The sequence below is a fragment of the Gammaproteobacteria bacterium genome (assembly GCA_041395725.1).
GTDB lineage: Bacteria > Pseudomonadota > Gammaproteobacteria > Pseudomonadales > Pseudohongiellaceae > NORP240.
In genome coordinates, this window is record JAWKZW010000001.1 from 2,346,419 (window position 1) to 2,370,230 (window position 23,812).

A 23,812-nucleotide genomic window follows, 5' to 3' on the forward strand; every position below is an offset into this window, starting at 1 on the left:
GCAATTAATGTCAGCTAACAGTGCTAAAAAATACCGCACTGTGAATTGACTGCGTCTTTGTTGCTTTCCTACGACCTGGCGGGGCTTTCCTAAAGGAAAACTGAGGTTGATGTGCCAAAAGTATGAATTGCTTCAAATTCTGGTTATTAAGTGGTCAATCATTTGGCTGGCGTGTCGTAGGTCAGGCTGTGACGAGTTTATCGAGTTACTTACAGGATGAGGCTACACATCTCATTACTGTGGGCTCAACGGCCAACATGGCACTGTTACACAAAAAGTAATAAGTAAGGAGTTAACAAAGCAATGGATCTAGCTACACTTCTTGGTCTGTTCGGGGCATTCGCGGTAGTGGTCGCGGCCATCTTTCTTGGTGGTTCGGCCGGCATGTTCATCAATGCCCCGTCGCTGTTCATCGTCATGGGTGGTACAGGGATGGTGGTGCTGGTGAAGTTCACCCTCAGCCAGTACTTCGGTGCCTTCAAGGTCGCGGTCAACGCCTTTCGATCGAAACTTCAGAAGCCTGAAGACATAATTCCGCAGATTGTTGAAATGTCCTCTCTGGCTCGTAAAGAGGGACTACTGGCCCTGGAGGAGTTTGAAATTTCCAATTCCTTCCTCAAGTCGGGTATCGACATGCTGATCGATGGCAGCTCGCCGGAGGATACCCGGAAGCTGCTGGCCAAGGACAAGCGGGAGATCAGTGACCGCCACAAGCTCGGTGCACAGGTATTCGAAGCAAGCGGGGACGTTGCGCCGGCGATGGGCATGATCGGCACGCTGATCGGTCTGGTACAGATGCTCTCCAATATGGATGATCCGAAATCAATCGGTCCGGCGATGGCTGTAGCACTGCTGACCACTCTTTATGGTGCCGTACTGGCAAACATGGTTTTCCTGCCCATGGCAGACAAGCTGAAATTAAGGCGCAGCGAAGAGGAAAAGCTCAATTCGATCTGCCTGGACGGTGTACTGGCTATCCAGGAGGGTCAGAACCCCCGTGTTATTGAGTCATTGCTGAAGCTGTATGTTAATCCGAAGAACCGTAAAACGGACAAAGAGAAAGATGAACCCAAGGAAAAGGCGGCCTGACAGGTAAACAATGGAACAGGACGAAGTCAAACCCGGTTTACCCCCATGGATGGCCACCTTTGCGGACCTGATGGCGCTGCTTATGTGCTTTTTCGTGTTGTTGCTGTCTTTCTCCGAAATGGATGCGCAGAAATACAAGCTGGTGGCCGGCTCCATGGCCAACGCGTTTGGTGTGCAACGGGAGGTTGTGGCCCAGGCGATACCCATGGGAACCTCGGTCATTGCTGATGAATTCAGTTCCGGCAGGCCGACGCCGACCTCGGAAAACGTCGTGCAACAGCAGACTACTCAGAATATGGAGATGTCGCTGCAAACCGGCCAGGCCGACATGGGATTTGACATGGACAGCCCGGCACGGCAGGAGGAGGCCAAAGAGGAGGCGGCCCGGGAACTGCTGATCGACAAACTGGATACGCTGGCGGACCAGACTCAACAGGACGTCGCCAAGCTGGAAGCGGCCTTCGGCAAGGAGATCCAGGATGACCTGATCGATATTGAGTCGGGGTTCCGTTCGATTACTATCAGAATAAGGGAGCAGGGTTCATTTGATTCCGGTTCCGCGGTGCTGACCAACGATTTTGTTCCGGTATTGGCGCAATTGCGGGATATTCTTGGGGAAGTGAAAGGGCGGATTGCCATCGAGGGTCACACCGATGACCGGCCCATTGCCACGACGGAGTTTCCGTCCAACTGGCACCTTTCTGCCCAGCGTGCTCTCTCGGTAACGCATGAGCTGCTGAAGGATAAACTGATTTCTGATGATCGGCTGATGGTTATCGGTTATGGGGACACCCGGCCCTTCGAATCCAATGACACGGAAGAGGGGAGAAGCCGGAATCGGCGTGTCGAGATAGTTATTCACCAGGGGCTTGACGAAGAGACCTCCCTTGAACTGAAGCAGCTTGAGGGTTTCGATGATGATCTGCTGGACACTCTGCAGATTGATCAATCGGAACTGGATGCGGTTAGATAGGAACTGAACATGTCAGTGGAAAGACGTCGTTATTTTCGTATCACGGATGTCGTAGATCTCTCGCTTCGTATTCTGAAGCCCCAGACGCCCGATCTGAAGTTGTCGACAGCTTTGCTGGACGACACAGAAATGTTGAAGATGGTTGATGCGGAGCTGGACAGCCTGCTGAACGCCCTCTGGGACAGTGACCCGACGTATGCCAGGCTCATGGGTCTACTGAACCAGAAAATAAATCTCCTGAATGCTGCCAGAAAGCCTTCCGAAAAAGAGCTGCTTGATCAGTATGACCATCAGTATCCCGGGCTGTTTGTCAGCCTGAGTGCCTCCGGCATTGCCTTCGATTGCGATGTTAAACTGAAGCGCGGTGACCGGCTGGAGATCTTTGTGCTGCTGGAGTCTGTTGTTACGGGACTCAGACTCAAAGGCGATGTGGTCAATGTGGAAGCGCGGATTGAGGCCGGACAGGAGACTTACTTTGTGAGTATTGAGTTTGATATTGAAACCCAGGCCAAGGAGCAGCTGGTGCAATACATCGCGCGGCGACAGATAAAGGCGATTGGCCGCAGAGAGCGAGTGGTCTGACAGCCTGCTGGTAGTCGGCCCGCACCTCGACAATAACGCGCCACGGCATCGGTCGCCGACAGGTCGGATTCAGGTTGACGAGCCTCGTTCGGATTGACACTGCCAGCAAAGCTCGAACTGACCGAAATTGGTCTCCCCGCAGTTATCGCATTGCCACTGGGTTTCCTCGGCAGCGCCTGATTCAACCTGTTCCTGAATGAGCCTTCTGGCAGTTTCCGCGTCGCTGTCATGCAAGACCCAGACCTCGGGGTTGCATTCGTTGACCGGTACCCCACCCTGGGCTGAATGCAAGGTGTCGTTACGCACCTCTGCGGCAACTGTATTGCTCTCCAGTAAGTTCTTGACGTGCCAGGCCAGTGCCCGGTTGTCGGCGGTAAATACCCGTTTCATGGTGCTATCCTGTCCAATCATAAGTTGCCTGGAATCTGGAACAGAATAGCAGCATAAGGAAGCTCTGACTAATCGGTGCAACGCGCTGACCTTCAGAATAGCCCATTGTCAACGGTATGGGGCAGCCGTCAGAGAAGTTCGTTGAAAGTCACTTGCCTGGGGCGGTCGATGCGGATTTTCCAGCCCGGCCGGTCAGCGCCGTGAGCAGGTTAATTGCGCCGCGCGCGGAAACCCAGAAGACCAGTCGCAGCAGATCAACAGGCGGCAGAGTGCGAACATGCCCCACACGACGCAGGGCGCGCCGCAACCAGGAATTGCGATTGGCGATTAAGGCGAAACGCCTGGATAGCCGGGTCAGCACGTACAGGGCCAGCAGCAGGAACAGCAGGCCTGGAATGACGGGCAGGACCAGGCCGATCAGGCCCAGCCCGAACAGCACCAGGAACAGTGCCAGGCCACTGAGCTTGTACAGTGGATTAAGGGGTTCTTTTCGTGAGTCTGAAGTTGTCATCGCTGGTCTGCTCTCGCCTGTCAGAAAGTACCTGATTTATTACGGTTGCTTGGCCGTACCTGGTAAAAGGTTTCTCATTACCCATTCTGCGCAACGGGCGACGGATTGGCCGGGAACTTACTTACCATGAAGTAGCAACTATGCAGCATCGATGCCAATTTTTAACTATCTGAAATAAATGAGGATTATTATTTCAAGCCAGAAAGAAAATCACTCAGTACGGCGAATTCAACCATTTTTTGGTGAATTACCGCCAGCTATCGTCCTGACCTGGTAGTCAGGGTTCATCCTCTTGGCGGTTGGCGGTTGGCGGTTGGCGAGATGGCGAGATGGTGCCACCTGAAGCCCTTGGCAGCGATGGGCCCAGCTGGTGTTTTTTTTCGCTACTCCGTTCACTGGGGCATGGACTGACTCGACCATCACTGCCTATAGTATCTGCCCAGCCTGACACACAAGGAGCCGATCCATGGCAAAGAAACTGATTACCCTGGCCAGTCTGGCCGCCAGCCTGCTACTGGCGCAAGCAGGCCTGGCCCAGCGGTCCACGCCCCAGTCCCTGCCCGAAGGCCCCGGCAAGCTGCTGGTAGAGAATCTCTGTACCACCTGCCACAATACGGCGATGATTTTTCGCGCCGCCGGCTACAGCAGTCCCGCTGAATGGCGGCGGGTATTTGCCACCATGATCGATCTGCCGGATAGCCAGGCGGAGACGATTGCCACCTACCTGGCCGAACACTTCCCGGAGGACACTTCGAGGCGTCCTAACCTGGTGGCGGGCGACGTGGACATCGAAATAATTGAATGGACGGTTCCCACCCTGGGTCAGCGCTCGCGGGACCCGGCCGAGGCTCCAGACGGCTCCATCTGGTGGACCGGTATGTGGGCCAGCCTGGCCGGGCGCCTCGACCCTCAGACCGGGCTTATGGAGGAATATCGATTGCCGCCCTCGGCGCGTCCGCACACCGTAGTGCCGGACCAGGCCGGCAACATCTGGTACACCGGTAACAGTAACGGGACTATCGGCAGGCTGGACCCTGCCAGCGGCCTGATTACGGAGTACCGGACCCGGGCCCGGGATCCACACTCCGCGACGTTTCATCCCAACGGTAACCTGTATTTCACCGCCCAGCAGGCGGGCATGCTGGGCCGGCTCGATCCCCGTACCGGTGAGGTGGTAGAGATTGAAACCGAGCCACGTCCCTATGGTATTCAGGTGGCGGCCGATGGCACCGTCTGGATTGCCTACAACGGCACCAACAAACTCGGCGCCCTGGACCCGGATACCATGGAGGTCGGCTACTACGAAGTGCCTGATGAGCGCACACGGATCCGCCGCCTGGCTCTCGATAGCCAGGGCATGGTGTGGTTCGTCAACTCGACCCTGGGCAGGATTGGCCGACTGAACCCCGCTACCGGGGAGATCAGGCAGTGGGATTCGCCCAGCGGCCCCGACTCCCATCCCTACGCCATTGCCGTAATTGATGACGTTATCTGGTACAACGAATCCGGCATGCGTCCGGATGCGCTGGTGCGGTTCAACCCCCGCACGGAGACATTCCAGAGCTGGGCGATTCCGTCAGGCGTCGGCATCATTCGCAATGTATGGGTTACCGGCGACGGTGATCTGTTGATTCACCAGAGCAGTTCCAATCAGATCGGCCTGGTTAAGATCGATTAAGCGATCCGGTCACCCGTCAGTCTGCCAGGTCGATAGCGAAACTGGCCTGCGTGCGCCGCTGTACTTCGTCGACGCTGTGCCCCTGCAGCAGTCTGGTCAGGGTCAGGCAGCCATCGCGGAATTTGAAGACTGCCAGGTCCGTGATTATGACGTCCACGACTCCGGCGGCGGTGAGTGGCAGGGTGCAGGCAGGTACCAGCTTTGACTGGCCCGACCTGTCGTTATGGGTCATGGCGATTATCAGGCGCCTGGCGCCGATTGCCAGATCCATGGCGCCGCCGACACCCAGCAGCGGCTTGCCAGGAATGGCCCAGTTAGCCAGATTGCCCTTTTCGTCCACCTGCAGACCGCCGATGATGGCTGTATCGATGTGGCCGCCCCGGATCAGCGCGAAAGAGGTGGCGCTGTCGAAATAACTGGCTCCTGGCATGGCGGTAACGGGTACCTTGCTGGCATTGATCGGGTAGTCCATGGCGCCGCCGGACGCCGGTTCCGGGCCCACCCCCAGCATGCCGTTTTCAGAGTGCAGCGTGATCCGGTGCTCCGGTGTAATGTAGTCAGCCACCAGGGTGGGGATGCCGACACCGAGATTGACCACTTCGCCCGGGTGTAATTCCGCCAGCGCCGCCCGGGCAATCGCCTCGCGGTCCGCATCCACCTTCTTGCGGCTGCCGGCGACATCCGCCGACGATCCCAGCATAGAGGGCTCGAGCTTAGATTCAACCAGTACGTCCACCAGGCAGCCCGGCGTGTGCACAAAATTTGGATCCAGGTCTCCCACTTCCACCAGTTGTTCCACTTCGGCGATGACCAGATCGGCAGCGGTGGCCGCCGCCTGATTGAAGTTGTTTTCAGTCAGTCGATACTGCAGATTCCCCGCCCGGTCGGCCTTCCAGGCGCGTATCACCGCCACGTCCCCGCGCAGGGGCTTGACGAACACCATGGGCGTGCCGTCGATGATCCGGGTTTCCCGGCCTTCGGCCAGGGCGGTGCCGGCGCCGGTGGGCGTGAAGTAGCCGCCGATACCGGCGCCGCCGGCGCGCAAGGCTTCGGCCAGATCACCCTGGGGCATGAGCTCTACGTCCAGGTTGCCGTCGAGGTGAGCCTGCACTGCTTCCTGGTTGCTGGTGAAAAACGAGCCTATGGCTTTGCGTATTTTACCCTTTCGCAACAGCAGGCCACCCCCGATACCGGGCTCCCCGACGTTGTTACTAATGTAAGTGAGATTGTCTACCCCGGTTTCCGCCAGGGCGGTGAGCAGTCGGGTTGGGTAACCGGTTACGCCGAAACCGCCGACGATGACGGTCTGGCCGCTCTTGATTAACGAGGCTGCTGCATGGATCGATAAAACCCTGGCGGTCATTGATTTGTCCTTTGCGAAATCAGAGGTTCCTTAGTCGGTTGAGGGCTTCTGGTTGCATCTCCCAGCCACTGAGATAGCTGGCATTCAAGGGATTGAGGGCACTCTCCAAACGCAACACAACTGAAAAGCGAATTAAACCTCAATAGCGGCAGGAAATTAATACCAATAAATAGTGTTGGGAGAATAAAATCTGGCCATAGAATCAAGTCTGCTTCATCGTTTGAGCTTTGAACAATGAGCTGCTGAATCAGGGAGATACAACCCCTCGCCACCCCGGAGCCCAGGCAGGCGGCGGACGACAACTCTGACTGGTAACAGAGTTTAACGCAAAAGCTCCAGTAACGGTTTTTGCTAGCCAGCGGACAGGAGCGAGATTATAAAATTTCAGCCTATCAGGATCACTGGTCAAGGGTACTATAGACCTGGATCAAGCCGGATTCAGGTTGCTGGCTGAATTGTTGTAACCTGGAGGCTCATAAGTGGTAGAGTGGTAAGCGGTAAGGGAGTTTCAAATTAAGGAGCTTTTTATTAGGGGTCTTTTCATTAAGGAACCTCTGATTAAAGGTCTATTTTCAAGTACCGCAACCGGCCGCAAGCATTATGCAGCAACAGAAGCTTCTCGTTGAAATAAGGGGAGTAAATTTCGGCTACGAGGACAGCCTCGTGCTGAGCGGCATCGACATGTCTGTCACGCGGGGCCAGGTGGTGGCAATCCTTGGTCCCAGTGGCTGTGGTAAAACCACCTTGCTGCGCCTCATGGGCGGGCAGCTTAAACCCGCCAAGGGTGGAGTGATCGTCGATGGGCTCTCTGTTCCGGAACTTGACAGTGACGCGCTGTTCCGGCTGCGCCGCAAGATGGGTATGCTGTTCCAGTTCGGCGCTTTATTCACCGATCTCTCGGTGTTCGAGAATGTGGCCTTCCAGATCCGGGAACATACCGATTTACCGGAAGCAATGATTACCAACCTGGTTTTGATGAAGCTGAACGCGGTAGGGCTGCGTGGCGCCTGGGATCTCATGCCCGCCGAGCTATCCGGAGGCATGGCGCGGCGGGTAGCACTGGCGCGCGCGATCGCGCTGGACCCTATGTTGGTCATGTATGACGAACCCTTTGCCGGTCTCGATCCGATTTCCCTGGGCGTGGTGAGTAAGCTGATTCGCATCCTGAACGATGCGCTGGGCACAACGTCGATCATCGTGACCCACGATGTGGCTACTTCCCTGAATATTGTGGATTACGTGTACCTGATCAGTGATGGGTGCGTGGTAGCCCATGGTACCGTGGACGATATCCGGGCGTCAGAGGATCCGTTCGTGCAGCAGTTTATTCAGGGCGAAGCAGACGGGCCGGTAGCCTTTCACTACCCGGCAGAAGATTTCGCGGACACTATTTTTCCCCGGCACTCAGACTGAAGGAAAGCGATTACTGAGTATGAATACACAGGCCAACAAGTCGAGTCCGGCTTCTCGTTTTTTGCTTCAGCCCCTGGCCAGGCTTGGCAATTGGGCGAATGGCACTCTGTCCCGGGTAGGCATGGCAGGTCGTTTTCTAATGGAAACGTTTTATTACTCCGCGATCTGTTTGCGACGCCCCAGCCTGGTAGCAAAGCAAATCTATTTCGTTGGGGTATTGTCGCTGGCAATCATTGTCGTTTCGGGCTTGTTTGTCGGCATGGTGCTGGGGCTGCAGATGTATGACACCCTCGACCGCTTCGGCTCCGGAGAAGTGGTCGGCATGGTGGTGGCTCTTTCATTGGTGAGAGAGCTGGGTCCGGTATTGGCGGCAATTCTGTTTGCCAGCCGGGCCGGGTCGGCGGTAACGGCCGAAATCGGTCTGATGCGGGCCACCGAGCAGATCAGTGCCATGGAGATGATGGCGATTCAGCCTGTTGCCCGGGTTGTTACGCCCCGTTTCTGGGCCGGGATTATTTCCCTGCCCCTGCTGACTGCGATATTCAATGTAACCGGTATTACTGGCGGATACCTGGTGGCGGTAAACCTGCTGGGGGTAGATGGCGGCGTTTTCTGGTCCGAGATGCAGGATTCAGTTGATTTTTGGAGCGACGTTCTGAATGGCTTTATAAAGAGCGTCTTTTTCGCCGTGGCCGTTTCCCTGGTGGCAGTGTTTGAGGGCTATCATGCGGCCCCGACTGCAGAAGGTGTGTCACGCGCCACCACCCGGACCGTGGTCGTTTCTGCTCTGCTGGTACTGGGGCTGGATTTTGTCTTAACGGCTTTCATGTTTCGAGGTATTTGACATGAGATATTCAATGATGGATTTATGGGTGGGGTTCTTTATCGTATTGGGTGCCGCCGCTATCCTGTTTTTGTCTTTACGCGTTGCGAATCAGGCCACTTTGCGGGCCAATGATACCTACATGGTGACTGCGGAATTTGACAATATCGGAGGTCTGAAGGCGCGCGCGCCGGTACGAAGCGCGGGTGTGACCGTTGGCCGGGTTGCAGAAATCTATCTGGATCCGGCTACTTTCAAAGCCGTCGTAGAGCTCGCCATCGATAAACAGTTTTCTTTCAGCACCGACACGTCGGCCAGCATTTTTACTTCCGGTCTGCTGGGTGAACAATACGTCAGTCTGCAGGCGGGTATCGACACCGAAACCCTCACCGAAGGCGACGCGGTCTGGCTTACTTCTTCGGCGATGGTGTTGGAAAACCTCATCAGTAACCTGATGTTCAATACCATGAGCGAGGCGGCACAATGAACCTGATAAATAACGCGAAAAGCTGCCGCTATACTGTCGCCCTGTTGTTTGTGTTTGCGGCGCTGTGCGGCGTAGGATCGTCCGGCGTTCGAGCCCAGCCTCTAACCAACGACCCCGTGGAGATGGTGGAGATTACGGTGCGGGACGCGCTGGCTGAGGTGCTGGGCAATGAAGAGTACTACCGTAACAAAGGCGATCGCCTGCAAGCCATGGTCGAGGAAAGGATTGCTCCGTATTTTAATTTTGAGCGAATGACTCAACTGGCAGTAGGGCAAAACTGGCGGGACGCCAGTCCGGAACAGCAGACCATCCTGATAGATGAGTTTCGGACTCTGCTGATCCGCACGTATGCAAACGTGTCCTATGATTTCCGCTCGGATCTACCCAATATCAGGATTACACCTCGTGATATTCGCGAACAACGGGCGCTCGTTCGAGTCGAGGTGGCCGGGAGCAGAGGGCGTCGTGGTGCGGTGATTGATATCCGCATGGAACAACGGCAGCAGCGCTGGCAGGTTATTGACGTGTTGGTTGACGGTGTAAGTCTGATAGTGAATTACCGCGTCAGTTTTGCCCATGAAATCGAGCTGGGTGGCATTGACAGACTGGTACAGGCGCTTAGGTCCAACAACATTTCACAGTAGATTTTGCTATGGATAAATCTGGAGAGCCCAAACTACAGGTCACCGTCAGCGATGATGGCGAGGTGCTGTCCCTGTCCGGGCAACTGACTTTCGACAACGCCCACGATGGCTACCGGGATTTTTCCCGGTTATCTACGGGCGAGGTTGTCAGGATCGACTGCAGCGGCCTGGCCCACGCCGATTCGACTGCGTTGGCCCTGTTGCTTACTGGTGCCGGGTTGGCGCGGGAGAAGGAACGCGTGCTGCAAATTGAAGGGCTCAATCCCAGATTGCAAAGTCTGGCGCGGGTTTATGGGGTTGAACCCCTGCTTGGGTTGAAGCCTGCTGATTCCAGACAGGATTGATAATACAGGCCTCCTGCCCCTTATAGACCTTTGCAACCTCTGACTGATTACCACAACGCTCTCCGGGGCCTTCAGACAAACCCGCTGGCTTCGTCTGAAGGCCAGAGCATTTTGGTAATTTAACAGGGGGCTTATCAGAGGTCTCCTAGAACTCTATTTCCAAGCCCTCGTAAGCCAGCATAACCTCCGCGCAGTTGCCGCTTCTCGGGTGGCGAGCGAGTGCTTCCGCAAACACTTGCCTCAGTTTGTTGTCAGTTCGAGTGGGTTCGTGATGGGTGCAAATCAGTTTTCCGGCGCCAACCCGATCCGCCATCTCGATGCTGTGATCGAAACTGCCATGCCCCCAGCCCTTCTTGCCGGAGTACTCGTCCAATGTGTAGGAGCTGTCGGCAATCAGGATATCGACATTCTGCATCGCCTGGTCAACCTGGCTTTGCCGTTCATCCACTATGCGCTGGTATTCCTGGTAGCTTTCATCCTCGGTGTCGTAGATGTTGCTATAAGGTTCGTGGTCGCCGGTGAAGAAAACAGATTTACCGTTGCAGTCTATCCGGTATCCAAAATTAACGACCGGATGGTTAAGTATTGTACCGGTCACGCGAGCATCACCCACAGTGATCGGCAGGCCCACCTGAACGGTGCGATACTCCAGTGCCGCCTTCAGCTCCGCTTCCCGGACCGGAAAATAGCTGTATTGCATTTGCGTATCCATGGCCTGCTCGATACCCTGGCCAGTGATAATATCCTGGGGTCCATAAACGGACAGCTGATTGCCGGGTATGAATAGTGGCGTAAAGAACGGCAGGCCCTGGATATGATCCCAGTGAGTATGGGTGATAAAGAGGCTGGCACGGATTGGCAGGTTTGACAGCAGAGACTGGGCAAGAGGGAAAATGCCGGTACCGGCGTCCAGTATGATCAGGTGGCCAGCATCGGTTCGCACTTCGATGCAGGTTGTATTGCCACCGAACTCTACCGTGCCCCTGCCCGGTGAAGGGATCGAACCGCGCACGCCCCAAAGCCGCACTTTCATAGGGTGCTCCTCAGGCGGAGCCCATGCTGGTGAATACCATGGCCTCGTCGACCAGGCGCTGGATATCTCCTACAGACTGAAGCACCTCTTCGAAGCTGGCTCCGAATCGGGTTGATGCCAGTTGCTCACCTTCGCGAAAGGGATTTTGCGAATTACCGATTTTTGCCCGTCGAGTCAGCTGGTTGGCTACCCGCAGGCAATCAAGCAATGGATCGGGTTCAGCAGCCGGATCGTGGTGGTTGGCGATGCATTGCGACAATTCGTAAGGGAACTGCCAGCGTCGCGTCAACATCGCGCCAACCACGGCATGGTCAATGCCGAGAACCTGACGCTCTGCCTGGTCCAGCGGTATGTCCTGTGTTTCGGAAAGTGCCATGATTTGCTGATATTCATCAGCCATGAACTGCGCCAGCACTACCTTGCCAAAATCGTGCAACAGGCCGGCGATATAGGCATCGCCAGCATCCAGACTGCCATCGCTCAGCGTGCTGAGCTGTCGCGCCAGGCTGGCCGTACACAATGAGTGCACCAGGTACTCGTGGATATCAAAATCTTTCGGGCTTCGTGACGGGAGTGCGCCTATCGCGGCAATAGCGAGCGCCAGATTCTTGATGGTATTGATGCCCAGATACACCACCGACTGACTCACCGAGGTAATCCTGTTCGGCAGGCTGTAGTAAGCCGAGTTGATAACCTTGAGTATTTTCATGGTCATCACCGGATCCTTTTCGATTACGTCTACCAGGTTCCGGGGTGGACAATTGATGTCGTTACTCAGCGCCAGGACTTTTTGAACACTGGCTGGAAAAGCGGGCATGCCTTCGACAGCGCGGAGGAGCCTGGTTTCTATTTCACTGTCATTGGCGTTGGCGGGCTGCATTAAGGGGTCTTTTTAGTCAGTAAACAGGAGTAGGGTAAAGTGATCGAAATCGCTTAACCGGTTGGGGGAGCCTCTGATTGGTTACTGCAGAGCGTTGTGGTAATCAATCAGCGGCTCCTTAGCCCTGAATACGGCAGCAGGTGAAGTTCTCTTGAGCGGTATCGGGCATCCAGCGTCAAACTGTGATGCAGTGATATGTCACCCTATGAAAAGGCCGGGAAGCCATGGGTGAGTGGCATCACATTCAGGATAAGGCCGCTGAATTAGCGGGAGGTACTTTCCTGACCGGTTCGGGTAGTCAGGAGGAGTTTCTCAGTCAGTGCTGGGGTCGATATCAGACTGGGGCTACGGAATACAGGCTTTGGTAGGGCGGGGTTTTAGGTGCAGGGTCTTATGGGCCGTTACAGATAGCGTCGATTGAGATTGACCGACAGGTAACCCAGGCCTATCACGATAAACCCCAGGACAATCAGCGCCACCGGCCAGCCGATGGAATCGGCAAAATACTCCCGGGTGAGGTAGACCACATAGCCGGCTACTGCAAGCGTACTGAGGGTCAGGGCGATCCGGCTTTTCAGTGTGACTACCGAAAGGGCCAGGCCACCGAATGCGAGGAAAGGGAACAGGAGTTCCATCAACTGGCTGCTGGCGATGCGGGAATAGGCAGCGCCATAGAATCCCAGGGCGCCAAAAAAGTACAGGAGCGGAATCAGCCTGTCGTTCCAGCTATCTGAAAAAGCCACGCCGTAGAGCACATAGCTCATGCCGATCACCATGGTCAGGTAGGCGTAATAGTCCGGGCCAGCCGACGGCATCAGGCTGTCACTGAGCAGATAGAGGAAAGCGGTGCCGGTGGCAAAGGCAAAGAAGTTCAGAATCACCCGACGGTGATAGAGGACCAGCGCCAGGTAGAACAGAAACACCAGGCCCACGGTGAAAGCAACCGGCCCCGTGGAATTGACGTTGGTGAACACTTCGTCCAGCGTGACCAGTGCACCGCCGGGGACCAGGCAGCCGCCAATGGCATGGAACACGTTGCCCAGGTCTTTCTCCGGCTCCTGGATAAGAAACAATGAGCCGGCACCCGCAAAGACCAGGCCGGCGCCCAGGGTAATAAGAATTCGCAGCGTCGACGACAGGTCTCCCCACAACTGGGACATGAAGTACAGAATTCCCAGAATGACCAGCAATCCGCCAATCACATACAGCAGGCGAGTCAGGTTGAAAGCGGAGAGCCCGCCAGGCCGATCCTTCCCGGGTTTTGCGTTGGAGCCAGGAAATGAACCTGCGGCGTCGGTATCGCCGGAAACAGAATCAAGCAGAGCCTGAAGCTGGCCAGGTTGCAGTTCGTTGTTGCGCAGGCGGCGGGACAGTTCGGCCAGCAACTGGTCATTGGCTGGATAATCGTTGGGCGGCTGATTAATAGAGCGTATCATGGGTTCTGAATCCAGCCCAGAAAAAGCAGATCGTTACCGTTATAGTAGCGATTCGAGTCATTGATAAGTTCCAGGCGCTGCCTGGCAGTGCCTTTGGTCAGGTAATAGCCGTAAGTGGAACGACTGCCGAATACAAAGAAAAAATCGCTACCGCCGCTACGATCCCATTCCACGGCAACACCGTCCGGTGAGGTCAAAAGGTCCAGAAGTTCGAGTTGCCCGGCCTGCTGCTGGCTTATCTCCCGGCTTTGATTGGTCTGCGTGTCATGGATGAACAGCCGGGCCCGGGGGTTTTCCAGGATGTCGGGAACGGCATCCTGGTCGGAGTCCAGATCGGCAGGGACTGGCTGCTCCATCAGGCGGCCATTGTCGATCCGGTAGCGATTGACCAGGTATCCCCGGCAGTTGTAACTGTAGGCTCTGCTCCCATCTGAACAGGTGGCATACAGAAAATCATAGTCAGTTGTCAGGCTGGCAGAAGGGATAACCGATACGACCAGCACCACACCCAGAAATACCAGCGGCAGCAGAAACGCGACCAGGATAAGCAGCGGGTTTTTTTTCACAGTAGCCATGACGTGAGTCTAGCCAATTGAGGAGGCTTTGAGCAACAACCCGGAATCCGTGGACTTGCCTGACAATAGCTTTTATTCTTCACCGACCCAAAATACAAAAATTGCGCACGACTGCTTGTCACGCTTAATCAAAGAGAGGGATCGTCTAATGAAATTGCTACAGGTACTGCTCACCAGTTTTGTTCTCGTGCTAGTCCCGGCTATTACCGTGGCCCAGACCAGCGTGTTGTTCATCGGTAACAGTTTCACCTACGGTTTCGGTTCGGCCGCGCGGTTTTACCGAGCCGACTCGGTGACAGACCTTAATAACGAGGGCATAGGGGGCGTTCCGGCCCTGTTCAAGTCCTTTGCGGATCAGGCGGGTCTCGACTACGACGTCTACCTTGAAACACGCAGCGGCAGCGGGCTGGATTTCCATCTGCAGAACAAGCTCGGAGTCATCGGCCGTCGCCCCTGGGACCAGGTGGTGATGCATGGCTACAGCACGCTGGACCGGGAAAAACCGGGCGACCCCGGGACTCTTGTTGAAACCACGGGCCAGATGAGTGACTTTTTGCGGAACCTGAACCCTGCCGTGGAGATATTTCTGACTGCCACCTGGTCCCGCGCGGATCTGGTCTACCGGGGTGATACCCCGTGGACAGGTAAACCCATAGAGCAGATGGCGCTCGATGTGCGGGCCGGTTACGACCAGGCTGCTGCGGCAGCCGGCAGGATTTCTGTCAATGGTGTGGGTGAAGCCTGGAACCGGGCCATGGCGCTGGGGCTGGCTGACCCGAATCCCTACGACGGCATCGAGCCGGGCAAAGTGGATCTGTGGACTTACGATCGCTACCACGCCAGTACCTACGGTTATTACCTGGAAGCCCTGGTTGTGTTTGGCAATCTCACGGGGCGCGACCCGCGCTCGCTGGGAGAGAACGAGTGTTCGGCCTACGAGCTGGGTATATCGCGTCAGGAGGCCAGAACCCTGCAGCAGGCAGCCTTTGACCAGCTTGCCAGTGAAGGGCTGGTTACCGCGGCGCCCCTGGTTCTGCCAAGGCCGGTTAATCCGGAGCGCTGCGCGGCGGCCCGATAGCAGTGGAGCATGACTCTCAGTCCTGATTCTGGTACCGTTCTTTGACAGCCTGTTAATTACTGCAGAGCATTGCGGTAATTAATCAGACGTTCCCAAAATCAATAATTACAAGCGGGGGCCTGTTATGCAATTTGCAAAGTTTAAGGTTAAGACGGTCACACTGTGTCTGTGTGCGCTGGCTTCCTCTCAAACGCTGTTTGCTCAGTCCGGAGAGTTACCAAGGACCGAGCATGGCGATCCTGATCTGCAGGGTATTTACACCTATCGCACACTCACATCGCTCGACCGCCCGGTCGAGCTGGCCGACAGGGAAGTGCTGACTGTCGAAGAAGCCAGGGAGTGGGCGGCCTACGAGAACCAGCGCCAGAACCGGGATCTCATTATTGATTCCGTCGGTGGCGCCGGCTACCCGCCAGGGGTGATTTCCTATAACGAGTTCTGGTACGAGCGCGGCAGAGAAACCGTGGCCGACTACCGTACTTCGCTGGTTTACGATCCACCCAATGGCCGCGTGCCGCGTCTCAACACCATCGGGCGGGAGCGGGCCCGGGCCCGTGCCGAAGCAAGGGATCAGAGTATCGGGCCCGAGGGGCGCACGCTGGCTGATCGCTGTATCCGCAGCAATGGCGCAGGGCCACCCATGGTGCCAGGCTCCTACAACAACAATGTCCAGATTGTACAGACCAAAGATCACGTCATGCTGTTGAGCGAGATGGTGCATCGGGCACGAATTGTCCCCTTTGCCGATGAACATCAAAGCCGCAATATCCGACGCTGGGACGGAGATTCGATCGCCCGCTGGGAAGGGGATACCCTGATTATCGAGACCCGAAATTTTTTCTACGATGACAACCCGCGCGGGCTATCCACTGAGGCAGTTATTGAGGAACGGATTCGACGTCTGGACGCCGATACGCTGGATTACGACTTTACCGTGACCGATCCCCGCACCTGGGATGAAAGCTGGTCGGCCCGTTTCCCCCTGCGGCGTATTGAAGATCCTATCTACGAGTACGCCTGCCATGAAGGCAATCATGGGCTGACGGGCATTCTGGCTGGCTGGCGTCGCTACGAGTCCATGGGCATGAACGGTGACGGTACGCCCATTGATTCAACGAGTACCACGGCTTTGACTGCCAGCGATGAGGATTTCTGATCGGTTATCCCACTGCAGGGTGCTGTTGTGTGGTGGGCTTGGCGGTCGTGGTGAAGAGGAGGGCAATCCCCTCCACCATTGCCGCCACAAAGCAACGCCCGACAGACTTCCGCAGAGCATGCGGCAATTAAAAAGAAGCTCCTTAATGGTAACAGGTTGGGTACCCGGAACCGCAAGTGGAAGCCCCGCCAGCTGCAGGCGACCGCCGAGCAGGACATTTGCTCCCCACAAATGTTTTACCTATCATCTATCACCAACTACCAACTACCAACTACCAGTTACCAGGGCCAGAAAACCATGAAACTTTTCCCCTTGCTGAAATCTGCCGTACTTCTCCTTATCCTGTCTCTCGCGTCAGGCCACCTGCTGGCCCAGGCGCCGGACCGGGAAGCATTGGGACAGACCGGTCCCTATCAGGTGGCATACTACAGTCAGCTGCCGCCGGTACCGGAATTCAGCGCCGCGGCCCTCTATTTCCCTGCCAACAAGGCGCAGGATTTCGGGGGTGTGGTGATTGCTCCCGGTTATATCGAGAAACAGATCAATATCCAATGGTGGGGGTACCATCTCGCCTCGCACGGTTTTGCCGTGCTGGTCCTGGATACCAACGAGCCCCAGGATTACCCCTCTGTGAGAGCAGAGGCGTTGCTGGCAGGCGTTGAGCTGCTGCGCGCTGAGAACACCCGTATGGGTGGCATGCTGCGGGGTAAAATCCTCGTTGATCGGATGGCGGTGATGGGCCACTCCATGGGGGGTGGGGGCACCCTGCTGGCAGCCAACGCCCACAGCGAGCAGTTGAAAGCGGCGATTCCTTTCACTCCGTGGCTCCCGGAAGGCAACTTTGGTTCGGTCACAGTGCCAACCCTGGTCATCGCCGGGGAAATCGATCGCATTGCCGCTTCTGCCGAACATGCCTGGCCCCATTACCAGAGCCTGGCCAATGCAGTGCCGCGCATGTACCTGGAAATCAAGGGTGGCAACCACTTCATTGCCAACACCCTGACAGACAACGAGGGCCTGAACCCCAATATCGATGTTCACGACCTGGTTGGTGGCATAGCGGTAGGGTGGTTGAAGCTGTTTCTGGACGGCGATGAAAGCTACCGTGAGCTGGTATTTGGCGACATGCCTGAAGCAGACCGGGAGAGGCTCTCAAAATGGGAGTTTGTTGACTAATTAAGAACCTGATTAATCAGAGGTTCCTCAGAGTTTCCCTAACTTGCAGTTGCTCATCAAAAACCCTGAGTAGTCAAAAACAGTAAAATCAGGCTGATTGTTATCAGGCTCAGTAAGGCTGACAGCAATGTCCCCGCAGCCACTGGTGCCAGACCGCATTGATAACGGGTGCCGAAAGCGTAGGCGTTGATTCCCACCGGCATCGCCGAAGCCAGCAGTCCCGCCGCTGCCCACAGTGGCGGAATAGCGAACCACAGAAACAGCAGCAGGCCGCACAGCAGTGGCATGATCAACAGTTTCATTATTGACATGACCAGGGCAGGCCGCCACTGGTCCCTGACCCGGTACTGAGTCAGGGAGGCGCCCAGCACAAACAGCGCCGTGGGCACCGCCGCAGACGAAAATAAGCGAAACGTGGTACGTACCGTATCCGGCAGGGGAATCGAAAGCTGGTTAACCAGCAGGCCGGCGATCAAGCCCAGGGTAATGGGGTTGCGGAAAAGCTGGCGTATCAGCAGTGCCAGGGAATCTATGGCGTTGCTCAACGAGAGGTTCTGCCGCTCCGCGAAAAATGTGCCCACTGCAAACAGAACCAGGTTCTGAATAGAAATAATCAGGAACAGCGGTGTCAGTGCTTCCTCGCCCAGCGCCTGCAGTACCAGGGGTATACCGATGACCGTAGAGTTGGGATAGGTGGCACCCATGGCGAAGACGCTCTGCTCCCTGGCGTTATAGCCGAACAGGCTCTTTGCCAGCAACAGGGCGGTAAGATAGGTCACCAGAACGGCGCCGTAATATCCCAGCAGGAGATCCAGGCTGGCGCCAAGGTCGATTTCCGCTTCGGCTGTATTGATGAATAACAGCGAGGGAATCAGCAGGCTGAACGAGAAACGGGACAGCGAATTGATTCCGTGGGCATCGAATATCGCCAGGCGCGCCGAAACGTGGCCAACCAGTGCAATGGCTATGATTGGCAATAATATTTCGAACAGAGTCATCCCGGCACATCGCTGTCGTTTTCAGATAGCAGGCTGTTGAAAAACGCTATGAGCGCAGCCAGGACGAGGCAAAAACTGGCGAAAAAGCGCAGTTTACCAGGTGTAAGTGAGCATTTTGAGCCAGCTATTAATGAAGTATTGGCAAGCGCAATAGTTTTTCAACAGCCTGATAGGCCAAGATTAACCTCAAAGCACCCTGATTAGCGAATTTTCAGCCGGCTCTCAGAGGGATCGGGACTGATCGCCAAACATTCGCTTGCGGTAGTCGGAAGGAGTCTCTCCCGTGTTTTCGCGGAACGCGTTGTTGAAGGTTGTGGCGGACTGATAGCCTACGGTGAGGGCGACTTTCTGTATCGGCACGTTGCGCAGTTTGGGGTCCGCCAATAGCTCGCAGGCGTCTTCAATGCGGTACTTGTGTAACATAGCATTGAAATTCCGGTACCCCATTGTGAGATTGATGAACTGTCGTAGCCTGTATTCGGGCAGGTTCAGCTGGCTGGCCAGACCGGAAATCGTCAACCCCGTTTCCCGGAACAGCCTGGGCTTGCGGAACAGGTCATCAAAGGTGTCGAGGTTTAACTCCGGAGGCTCGGAGTTCTCGTTCTGATCAGCAGAAAGAGGGACTCCCTGCAGCATCCTGCCGAGGGCCAGCTGATCGAGTCTTACTAACACAATCACAATGCCGGTCAGCATCAGCGCGATGGCGGTGGTGGTGAGCAGGCGTGCCTGGGTAAGGTCAATCACGGTATTTGCCACCAGGACATTTTCGACCACCAGTACAAAACACAACATCAGCCCTTGCACTGAAATTGCCACCCAGCGCAGCAGGCGACGGTCCTGGACAAGATCATCACTCCAGCCTTTCAGTGTCCAGAACAGGGCGAGCCCTACGAAAGCCAGCTGACTGATATCCAGGCCGGTTCGAAACTGAGCAGGAAACTGCAGTTCGAAGCCGCCTTCGGGCAACAGAATGAAAGCCTCGAAAAAAACCTGTAGTGCAAACAGCGCTAACAGGGGGCGCGGAAAGTGACGCCCTTCCTGGAATACCAGAAAGCTATAGATCATGAACAGGCCGGGGACAGCCTGTACCGCCGGATGTACCAGCAGCCGCCATGGCCAGGGCGAGATGTCGACACGAAACAGGGGGTCTACGTGTGCGCCTCCCATCCCTTCGAAGATATAGAGCACCACAAAGCTCAGGCCCACTGCGAAAACCCGGCCGGAGGGTTGATGGGGGTTTGCCTTCAGGTAACCCACTGCCAGTAGAATTGCAGAGAAAATCGCAGTCAGTTGGACGGTATACAGTAATACGGCTTCTAACAACGCGTCATCCTTTACGTGGGGGTTTCCAGGGCGCCGCGCCAGGCCAGCGTGAGTGGACGGCATCCGGAACCGGATTCTGCCACAAGTAAACTAATTGTGGGGATGCAATTTGTAAAAGTTCCTGCGACAGGCGCAGTTATTTGCTCCTGCATTGCTGCAAGTGTGTCCTGCTTCCGCTGCTGCAAGCCTGTCCGTTTGAGAGCTGATCCGGGGGTTTTTTTGCTGACTATTCGACCCGGAGCTGCCACAATTCGCGTGCGCCGTCTCTTTACGTGATATCCAGAATAAGCGAAAACGGCGCCGGAAACGAGGCTATGGAAGCGATGAAGCGATCCGCGGCCAGAAATATTTGCAGAGCATGCAAAGTATGTGTGAAGGAATCTTGAGGTGGAAAAAATGAATCCCGTCAGGCGCCTCTGTTCAGCAGTTACTGTTTTTCTGTTGTTACTTTTTTCTGTTTATTCCGGCATCTTACATGCCCAGCCCCGGTTCACCCTTGCACCCACCAATCATTGCCGTGACTTTCCAGCCAATGCCCAGGTCACCTTCGCCGACCCGGATCTGGAGGAGGTGGTCAGGGCCGCACTGGATCTGGATGCTCAGCAGCCACTCACCTGTGGTCGGGCGGCACAGTTGCAGGAGTTGATTGTCGGCAGCAGCATTGAGCGGGTGGTTTACGGGGGTACGTTGCGGCCGCAGCCGGAGAAGCCATTCGAAAGCCTGGACGGAATCCAGAACCTGATCGGGTTGACCACACTGCACCTGATCAACCGGTTGATCACCGACCTCACCCCGGTGGGAGAATTGCGCAATCTGCGTAATCTTAACCTGCATACCAACTGGTTCAGCGATTTGGAGCCGTTAAGTGAGCTGACCGCACTGGAAGAGTTGATCGTCAGCGAGAACCCGATCTCCGACATCAGCCCCCTGGCGGGCCTGACCAGCCTGCGCCGGTTGCAGGTACATGGCCTGTATCCTTATCAGTTGCAACACTACCTGAATTTCAACGACGGTCGCGATCCCGACGTGGTGTTCAATGGCATCACAGACATCAGCGCCCTGGCCGGGCTCAAGGAAATGCGCCTGTTGCGTATTCATCTCAATGCCATCAGCGACCTCAGCCCACTGGCCGGGCTCAGCAAACTCACCCATCTGCGTATCTATGACAACCAGATCGAGGATCTCAGCCCGCTTACCGGCCTCAATGAGCTGGTGTTACTGTGGGCACACAACAACAGTATCCGGGATATAGGCGCCCTCCGCACCTTGACAGCCCTGCAGCAGCTGAGCCTGAATGACAACACCATTACAGACATTGGTCCGCTGCGGCCTCTGATAAATCTGGAATACCTGTTCCTCAGCAACAACGCCATCGCCGACATAGCGCCGTTGAGACGGCTGCACGCCCTGCAGGTATTACGCCTGGAGAACAATAGAATCGAAGATATCAGTGCCCTGGCAGGAATGATAAACCTCAGGGAGTTGAGCCTGGCCCGCAACTGGTCACTGTACGATGTGGGGCCTTTACTGCTGAATGCAGGTATCGGTCAGGGCGATGAGCTGGATTTGCGTTACACTTATGTGCGCTGCGCTGATATGGATGCGTTCGCCGCCAGAGGGGTGAACCTGCTCAGGTCCACCGTGGTAAACGGCTCAGCCTGTAACGGCAGGCGCCTGGAAGACCCCTGAGCAACTGCCTGACCGGTGCCACTGCGTCTTTTCGCGCCTGGTACACCCGGTAAGGGAGTGAGTTTTCCCCGCGCAGGACACGTCGCGGTGGCGCTCGACAGACGTCCGCAGAGCATTGTGGTAAGTAAGTTGTAGTCATTAATCAGAGGTTCCTTGGTCAGAGGCTCCTTAATAAATGAAAGAGAGGATGGTGATGTCAATGCGAGAATTATTCAGCCGTGCGGCACTTCTGTTAGTACTGACTGCGCCCTGCGTTCTGCAGGCGGCGGAAATAACCCTGGTCCGCTACGGCCCGGCCGGCAGTGAGAAGCCCGGCCTCATCGACGGGCAGGGGCGAATCCGCGATCTGTCCGCACATGTCGCGGATATTACGCCGGACATGCTTTCCGACGCCGCGCTGGATGAGATTGCTCAAATCCCCGTCAATGAACTGCCTCTCGTGGAGGGTAACCCCAGGCTTGGTGTCCCGCTGACCGGAATCGGTAAAATCATGGCAATCGGCTTCAACTACGTGAATCATGCCGCGGAAATGGAAGTGCAGCTGCCAACTGAACCGCTGCTGTTCATGAAAGCCAACTCGGCCCTGACTGGCCCCTTCGACAGTGTTATCCAGCCAAGGAACGGCCACAAGCTGGATTACGAGGCGGAACTGGTGGTTGTCATCGGGCGGCGTGCGCAATACATTTCCGAAGCCGAAGTGTTTGACTACATTGCCGGCTATACCGTTGGCCATGATGTGTCAGAACGTGCGTTCCAGCGGGAGCGGGGCGGCCAGTTCACCAAGGGCAAGAGCGCCGACACCTTTGCGCCTGTTGGCCCCTATCTGGTGACACGGGATAACATTGACGATGTGCAGAACCTTTCCATCTGGTCAGAGGTGAATGGCGAAATGCGTCAGCAGGGTACCACCGCCGACATGGTTTTTGGCGTCAGGGAAATTGTCAGCCACCTCAGCCAGTTCATGACCCTCTACCCGGGCGACATTATCTTTACCGGCACACCGGCTGGCGTCGGTGACGGCATGACCCCACCCAGCTATCTTAAGCCGGGGGATGTGGTGCGTATCGGTGTGGAAAACATCGGTGAGCAGCAGCAGACTATAGTGGCGCCCCGCTGATTGCCGTGCGGGGCCTTCAGACCACTGCTGGCTTCTGCACTGCCTTGACAGGCCGGCCCATGCCGATGGCAACGGGCCTTGCCGGCAGGTTCGTCTGCAGGCCAGGGCATTGTGGTAATTAATTGTGGTAATTAATCAGAGGGTCCCCAGGAGTGGCCAGGCGGGCAGGGGGCAAGCGCAGGCGCTACTGCCTGCCCCGTGTGTCTGTTACTCGGGTCCCGGCTGATGCCCGGCCAAGCGGCCAGGCTGGCCACTTTCTCCGCTGAGCTCTCTGTTGAGTTCTCTACTGAACTCTCTAACCAACTCTCTGTTGGTCTCTCTACTGAACTCTCCGCTGATCTCCCGGCCAGTCTCGCCGCTACAGCGGCCGGATCTGAACGCGGCGGAATCGCACCGTGCCCCGTGCCCATTGCAGGGCGATCGGCCCGCTGGAGAACTGGGAATCTTCGGCTTCCGCTGTGGTGACGCCGTTCAGTACCGCCTTCAGCTGCGCGCCGTTTGCGGTGATCTCGTAGGTGTTCCACTTGCCGCCGGCCTTCGGGTAAGGCTCGGATACCGGCGCGATGTGGACGATTCCACCAGTGCCGAAAGTCAGATCTCCGCGCTGGTCGAAGATATTCGCCTCGTAGCAGTTCCGGTCGGTAATGGTAGTGGGGTCCTGACAGCGCAGGTAGATACCGCTGTTGGCATCGTCGCTGACCCAGAATTCGATGACCAGCTCAAAGTCATCGTAACTTTCCTTGGTGACCAGGAAGCCTGCTCCGTCGGCACTGGATGTGGCGCCCACAAAGCCGTCGTAGCCGGCCCAGTTCGCAGTACCTACGCGGTTGAAATTATTCATCCCGGAATCGCCGTCGATCAGCGTGATCCAGCCGGATTCGGCACTGAAGATGGCCGGGCCGCTCAATACAGCGGCCAGCCCTGCGATAAGCAGAAAACAGCGTGAAGTCTTTTTCATGGTGACACCCCTGGAAATTGCGCAAAACCTGTTGTTGATTCGCCCCATAATAGACATTTGCACCAGAAAATAATAGGTGCGGCGAAAAACTGACTT

General features: G+C 56.1%; 24 protein-coding genes. 14 read left to right on the forward strand and 10 right to left on the reverse strand.

Features of this window, described 5'->3' with window-relative positions:
• Window positions 1-303 precede the first annotated feature (303 nt).
• The 3 genes from pomA to R3F50_10400 are packed head-to-tail and all read left to right on the forward strand — an operon-like array spanning window position 304 to window position 2,644.
• Window positions 304-1,089 carry a flagellar motor protein PomA gene (gene pomA, locus R3F50_10390; protein ID MEZ5490714.1) on the forward strand — a complete coding sequence of 262 codons (786 nt, stop codon included), beginning with the start codon at window positions 304-306 and terminating at the stop codon, window positions 1,087-1,089.
• A gap of 10 nt (window positions 1,090-1,099) precedes the next feature.
• Window positions 1,100-2,062, forward strand: coding sequence for a MotB family protein (locus R3F50_10395; GenBank protein MEZ5490715.1), 963 nt, complete (start codon window positions 1,100-1,102; stop codon window positions 2,060-2,062).
• Between the two features lie 9 nt (window positions 2,063-2,071).
• Entirely contained in the window at window positions 2,072-2,644 is a 573-nt protein-coding gene (locus R3F50_10400) for a PilZ domain-containing protein (protein MEZ5490716.1), read from the forward strand.
• Window positions 2,645-2,713: 69 nt separating this feature from the next.
• Here R3F50_10400 and R3F50_10405 read toward each other — a convergent pair whose 3' ends face one another.
• Window positions 2,714-3,034, reverse strand: a complete 321-nt coding sequence (locus R3F50_10405) for a DUF2007 domain-containing protein (protein ID MEZ5490717.1) — start codon at window positions 3,032-3,034, stop codon at window positions 2,714-2,716.
• 148 nt (window positions 3,035-3,182) lie between these two features.
• Window positions 3,183-3,545 (reverse strand): DUF454 family protein, encoded by a 363-nt coding sequence (locus R3F50_10410; GenBank protein MEZ5490718.1) that lies wholly within the window; start codon window positions 3,543-3,545, stop codon window positions 3,183-3,185.
• Window positions 3,546-4,011: 466 nt separating this feature from the next.
• Here R3F50_10410 and R3F50_10415 point away from each other — a divergent pair, with 466 nt between their 5' ends.
• Window positions 4,012-5,223 (forward strand): cytochrome C, encoded by a 1,212-nt coding sequence (locus R3F50_10415; GenBank protein ID MEZ5490719.1) that lies wholly within the window; start codon window positions 4,012-4,014, stop codon window positions 5,221-5,223.
• Between the two features lie 16 nt (window positions 5,224-5,239).
• Here the strand turns inward: R3F50_10415 and R3F50_10420 are convergent, their stop codons facing one another.
• On the reverse strand, window positions 5,240-6,586 hold the full coding sequence (locus R3F50_10420) for a 3-oxoacid CoA-transferase (GenBank protein MEZ5490720.1): 1,347 nt from the start codon (window positions 6,584-6,586) through the stop codon (window positions 5,240-5,242).
• A gap of 600 nt (window positions 6,587-7,186) precedes the next feature.
• On the opposite strand from R3F50_10420, the gene R3F50_10425 reads away from it, so the two are divergent.
• From R3F50_10425 to R3F50_10445, 5 genes are read left to right on the forward strand one after another with little or no spacing between them, the layout of a single operon-like run.
• On the forward strand, window positions 7,187-7,999 hold the full coding sequence (locus tag R3F50_10425; protein MEZ5490721.1) for an ABC transporter ATP-binding protein: 813 nt from the start codon (window positions 7,187-7,189) through the stop codon (window positions 7,997-7,999).
• Between the two features lie 19 nt (window positions 8,000-8,018).
• On the forward strand, window positions 8,019-8,843 hold the full coding sequence (gene mlaE, locus R3F50_10430) for a lipid asymmetry maintenance ABC transporter permease subunit MlaE (protein ID MEZ5490722.1): 825 nt from the start codon (window positions 8,019-8,021) through the stop codon (window positions 8,841-8,843).
• Window position 8,844: 1 nt separating this feature from the next.
• A complete protein-coding gene (mlaD, locus tag R3F50_10435) occupies window positions 8,845-9,309 on the forward strand; it encodes an outer membrane lipid asymmetry maintenance protein MlaD (GenBank protein MEZ5490723.1) in 465 nt (154 codons plus the stop codon).
• Complete coding sequence (locus tag R3F50_10440; protein MEZ5490724.1) at window positions 9,306-9,953, forward strand: ABC transporter substrate-binding protein; 648 nt, start codon at window positions 9,306-9,308, stop codon at window positions 9,951-9,953. Before mlaD ends, R3F50_10440 begins: the two co-directional genes overlap by 4 nt.
• 8 nt (window positions 9,954-9,961) lie before the next feature.
• Window positions 9,962-10,297, forward strand: coding sequence for an STAS domain-containing protein (locus R3F50_10445; protein MEZ5490725.1), 336 nt, complete (start codon window positions 9,962-9,964; stop codon window positions 10,295-10,297).
• A gap of 145 nt (window positions 10,298-10,442) precedes the next feature.
• Here the strand turns inward: R3F50_10445 and R3F50_10450 are convergent, their stop codons facing one another.
• The 4 genes from R3F50_10450 to R3F50_10465 form a co-directional block, all read right to left on the reverse strand.
• Complete coding sequence (locus tag R3F50_10450; GenBank protein ID MEZ5490726.1) at window positions 10,443-11,330, reverse strand: MBL fold metallo-hydrolase; 888 nt, start codon at window positions 11,328-11,330, stop codon at window positions 10,443-10,445.
• 10 nt (window positions 11,331-11,340) lie between these two features.
• Complete coding sequence (locus R3F50_10455; GenBank protein ID MEZ5490727.1) at window positions 11,341-12,210, reverse strand: HDOD domain-containing protein; 870 nt, start codon at window positions 12,208-12,210, stop codon at window positions 11,341-11,343.
• 401 nt (window positions 12,211-12,611) lie between these two features.
• Window positions 12,612-13,646, reverse strand: coding sequence for a hypothetical protein (locus R3F50_10460; protein ID MEZ5490728.1), 1,035 nt, complete (start codon window positions 13,644-13,646; stop codon window positions 12,612-12,614).
• The gene (locus R3F50_10465) at window positions 13,643-14,221 is read right to left on the reverse strand and encodes a hypothetical protein (protein MEZ5490729.1); all 579 of its coding nucleotides are present in this window, start codon (window positions 14,219-14,221) and stop codon (window positions 13,643-13,645) included. The genes R3F50_10460 and R3F50_10465 overlap by 4 nt, the downstream gene beginning before the upstream one ends.
• A gap of 148 nt (window positions 14,222-14,369) precedes the next feature.
• Here R3F50_10465 and R3F50_10470 point away from each other — a divergent pair, with 148 nt between their 5' ends.
• The 3 genes from R3F50_10470 (at window position 14,370) to R3F50_10480 (ending at window position 17,631) form a co-directional block, all read left to right on the forward strand.
• Window positions 14,370-15,299 (forward strand): PEP-CTERM sorting domain-containing protein, encoded by a 930-nt coding sequence (locus R3F50_10470; protein ID MEZ5490730.1) that lies wholly within the window; start codon window positions 14,370-14,372, stop codon window positions 15,297-15,299.
• Between the two features lie 124 nt (window positions 15,300-15,423).
• Complete coding sequence (locus R3F50_10475; protein MEZ5490731.1) at window positions 15,424-16,455, forward strand: hypothetical protein; 1,032 nt, start codon at window positions 15,424-15,426, stop codon at window positions 16,453-16,455.
• A 297-nt stretch (window positions 16,456-16,752) separates the two neighbouring features.
• Window positions 16,753-17,631 carry a hypothetical protein gene (locus R3F50_10480; GenBank protein MEZ5490732.1) on the forward strand — a complete coding sequence of 293 codons (879 nt, stop codon included), beginning with the start codon at window positions 16,753-16,755 and terminating at the stop codon, window positions 17,629-17,631.
• A gap of 56 nt (window positions 17,632-17,687) precedes the next feature.
• Here R3F50_10480 and R3F50_10485 read toward each other — a convergent pair whose 3' ends face one another.
• Both R3F50_10485 and R3F50_10490 read right to left on the reverse strand, forming a co-directional pair.
• Window positions 17,688-18,629 (reverse strand): AEC family transporter, encoded by a 942-nt coding sequence (locus R3F50_10485; GenBank protein ID MEZ5490733.1) that lies wholly within the window; start codon window positions 18,627-18,629, stop codon window positions 17,688-17,690.
• A gap of 222 nt (window positions 18,630-18,851) precedes the next feature.
• Window positions 18,852-20,015, reverse strand: a complete 1,164-nt coding sequence (locus R3F50_10490) for a helix-turn-helix domain-containing protein (protein ID MEZ5490734.1) — start codon at window positions 20,013-20,015, stop codon at window positions 18,852-18,854.
• Between the two features lie 333 nt (window positions 20,016-20,348).
• On the opposite strand from R3F50_10490, the gene R3F50_10495 reads away from it, so the two are divergent.
• Both R3F50_10495 and R3F50_10500 read left to right on the forward strand, forming a co-directional pair.
• Window positions 20,349-21,641 carry a leucine-rich repeat domain-containing protein gene (locus R3F50_10495; GenBank protein MEZ5490735.1) on the forward strand — a complete coding sequence of 431 codons (1,293 nt, stop codon included), beginning with the start codon at window positions 20,349-20,351 and terminating at the stop codon, window positions 21,639-21,641.
• A 271-nt stretch (window positions 21,642-21,912) separates the two neighbouring features.
• Window positions 21,913-22,758: a fumarylacetoacetate hydrolase family protein gene (locus R3F50_10500; GenBank protein ID MEZ5490736.1), complete on the forward strand. Its 846-nt coding sequence runs from the start codon at window positions 21,913-21,915 to the stop codon at window positions 22,756-22,758.
• 358 nt (window positions 22,759-23,116) lie between these two features.
• Here R3F50_10500 and R3F50_10505 read toward each other — a convergent pair whose 3' ends face one another.
• Complete coding sequence (locus R3F50_10505; GenBank protein ID MEZ5490737.1) at window positions 23,117-23,716, reverse strand: DUF1080 domain-containing protein; 600 nt, start codon at window positions 23,714-23,716, stop codon at window positions 23,117-23,119.
• Between the last annotated feature and the right edge of the window lie 96 nt (window positions 23,717-23,812).

Bases quoted from the DNA above. Each gene is read 5' to 3' on its own strand.
- pomA (MEZ5490714.1), top strand. From the start codon at position 304: ATGGATCTAGCTACACTTCTTGGTCTGTTCGGGGCATTCGCGGTAGTG.
- R3F50_10395 (MEZ5490715.1), top strand. From the start codon at position 1,100: ATGGAACAGGACGAAGTCAAACCCGGTTTACCCCCATGGATGGCCACC.
- R3F50_10400 (MEZ5490716.1), top strand. From the start codon at position 2,072: ATGTCAGTGGAAAGACGTCGTTATTTTCGTATCACGGATGTCGTAGAT.
- R3F50_10405 (MEZ5490717.1), bottom strand. From the start codon at position 3,034: ATGAAACGGGTATTTACCGCCGACAACCGGGCACTGGCCTGGCACGTC.
- R3F50_10410 (MEZ5490718.1), bottom strand. From the start codon at position 3,545: ATGACAACTTCAGACTCACGAAAAGAACCCCTTAATCCACTGTACAAG.
- R3F50_10415 (MEZ5490719.1), top strand. From the start codon at position 4,012: ATGGCAAAGAAACTGATTACCCTGGCCAGTCTGGCCGCCAGCCTGCTA.
- R3F50_10420 (MEZ5490720.1), bottom strand. From the start codon at position 6,586: ATGACCGCCAGGGTTTTATCGATCCATGCAGCAGCCTCGTTAATCAAG.
- R3F50_10425 (MEZ5490721.1), top strand. From the start codon at position 7,187: ATGCAGCAACAGAAGCTTCTCGTTGAAATAAGGGGAGTAAATTTCGGC.
- mlaE (MEZ5490722.1), top strand. From the start codon at position 8,019: ATGAATACACAGGCCAACAAGTCGAGTCCGGCTTCTCGTTTTTTGCTT.
- mlaD (MEZ5490723.1), top strand. From the start codon at position 8,845: ATGAGATATTCAATGATGGATTTATGGGTGGGGTTCTTTATCGTATTG.
- R3F50_10440 (MEZ5490724.1), top strand. From the start codon at position 9,306: ATGAACCTGATAAATAACGCGAAAAGCTGCCGCTATACTGTCGCCCTG.
- R3F50_10445 (MEZ5490725.1), top strand. From the start codon at position 9,962: ATGGATAAATCTGGAGAGCCCAAACTACAGGTCACCGTCAGCGATGAT.
- R3F50_10450 (MEZ5490726.1), bottom strand. From the start codon at position 11,330: ATGAAAGTGCGGCTTTGGGGCGTGCGCGGTTCGATCCCTTCACCGGGC.
- R3F50_10455 (MEZ5490727.1), bottom strand. From the start codon at position 12,210: ATGCAGCCCGCCAACGCCAATGACAGTGAAATAGAAACCAGGCTCCTC.
- R3F50_10460 (MEZ5490728.1), bottom strand. From the start codon at position 13,646: ATGATACGCTCTATTAATCAGCCGCCCAACGATTATCCAGCCAATGAC.
- R3F50_10465 (MEZ5490729.1), bottom strand. From the start codon at position 14,221: ATGGCTACTGTGAAAAAAAACCCGCTGCTTATCCTGGTCGCGTTTCTG.
- R3F50_10470 (MEZ5490730.1), top strand. From the start codon at position 14,370: ATGAAATTGCTACAGGTACTGCTCACCAGTTTTGTTCTCGTGCTAGTC.
- R3F50_10475 (MEZ5490731.1), top strand. From the start codon at position 15,424: ATGCAATTTGCAAAGTTTAAGGTTAAGACGGTCACACTGTGTCTGTGT.
- R3F50_10480 (MEZ5490732.1), top strand. From the start codon at position 16,753: ATGAAACTTTTCCCCTTGCTGAAATCTGCCGTACTTCTCCTTATCCTG.
- R3F50_10485 (MEZ5490733.1), bottom strand. From the start codon at position 18,629: ATGACTCTGTTCGAAATATTATTGCCAATCATAGCCATTGCACTGGTT.
- R3F50_10490 (MEZ5490734.1), bottom strand. From the start codon at position 20,015: ATGCCGTCCACTCACGCTGGCCTGGCGCGGCGCCCTGGAAACCCCCAC.
- R3F50_10495 (MEZ5490735.1), top strand. From the start codon at position 20,349: ATGAATCCCGTCAGGCGCCTCTGTTCAGCAGTTACTGTTTTTCTGTTG.
- R3F50_10505 (MEZ5490737.1), bottom strand. From the start codon at position 23,716: ATGAAAAAGACTTCACGCTGTTTTCTGCTTATCGCAGGGCTGGCCGCT.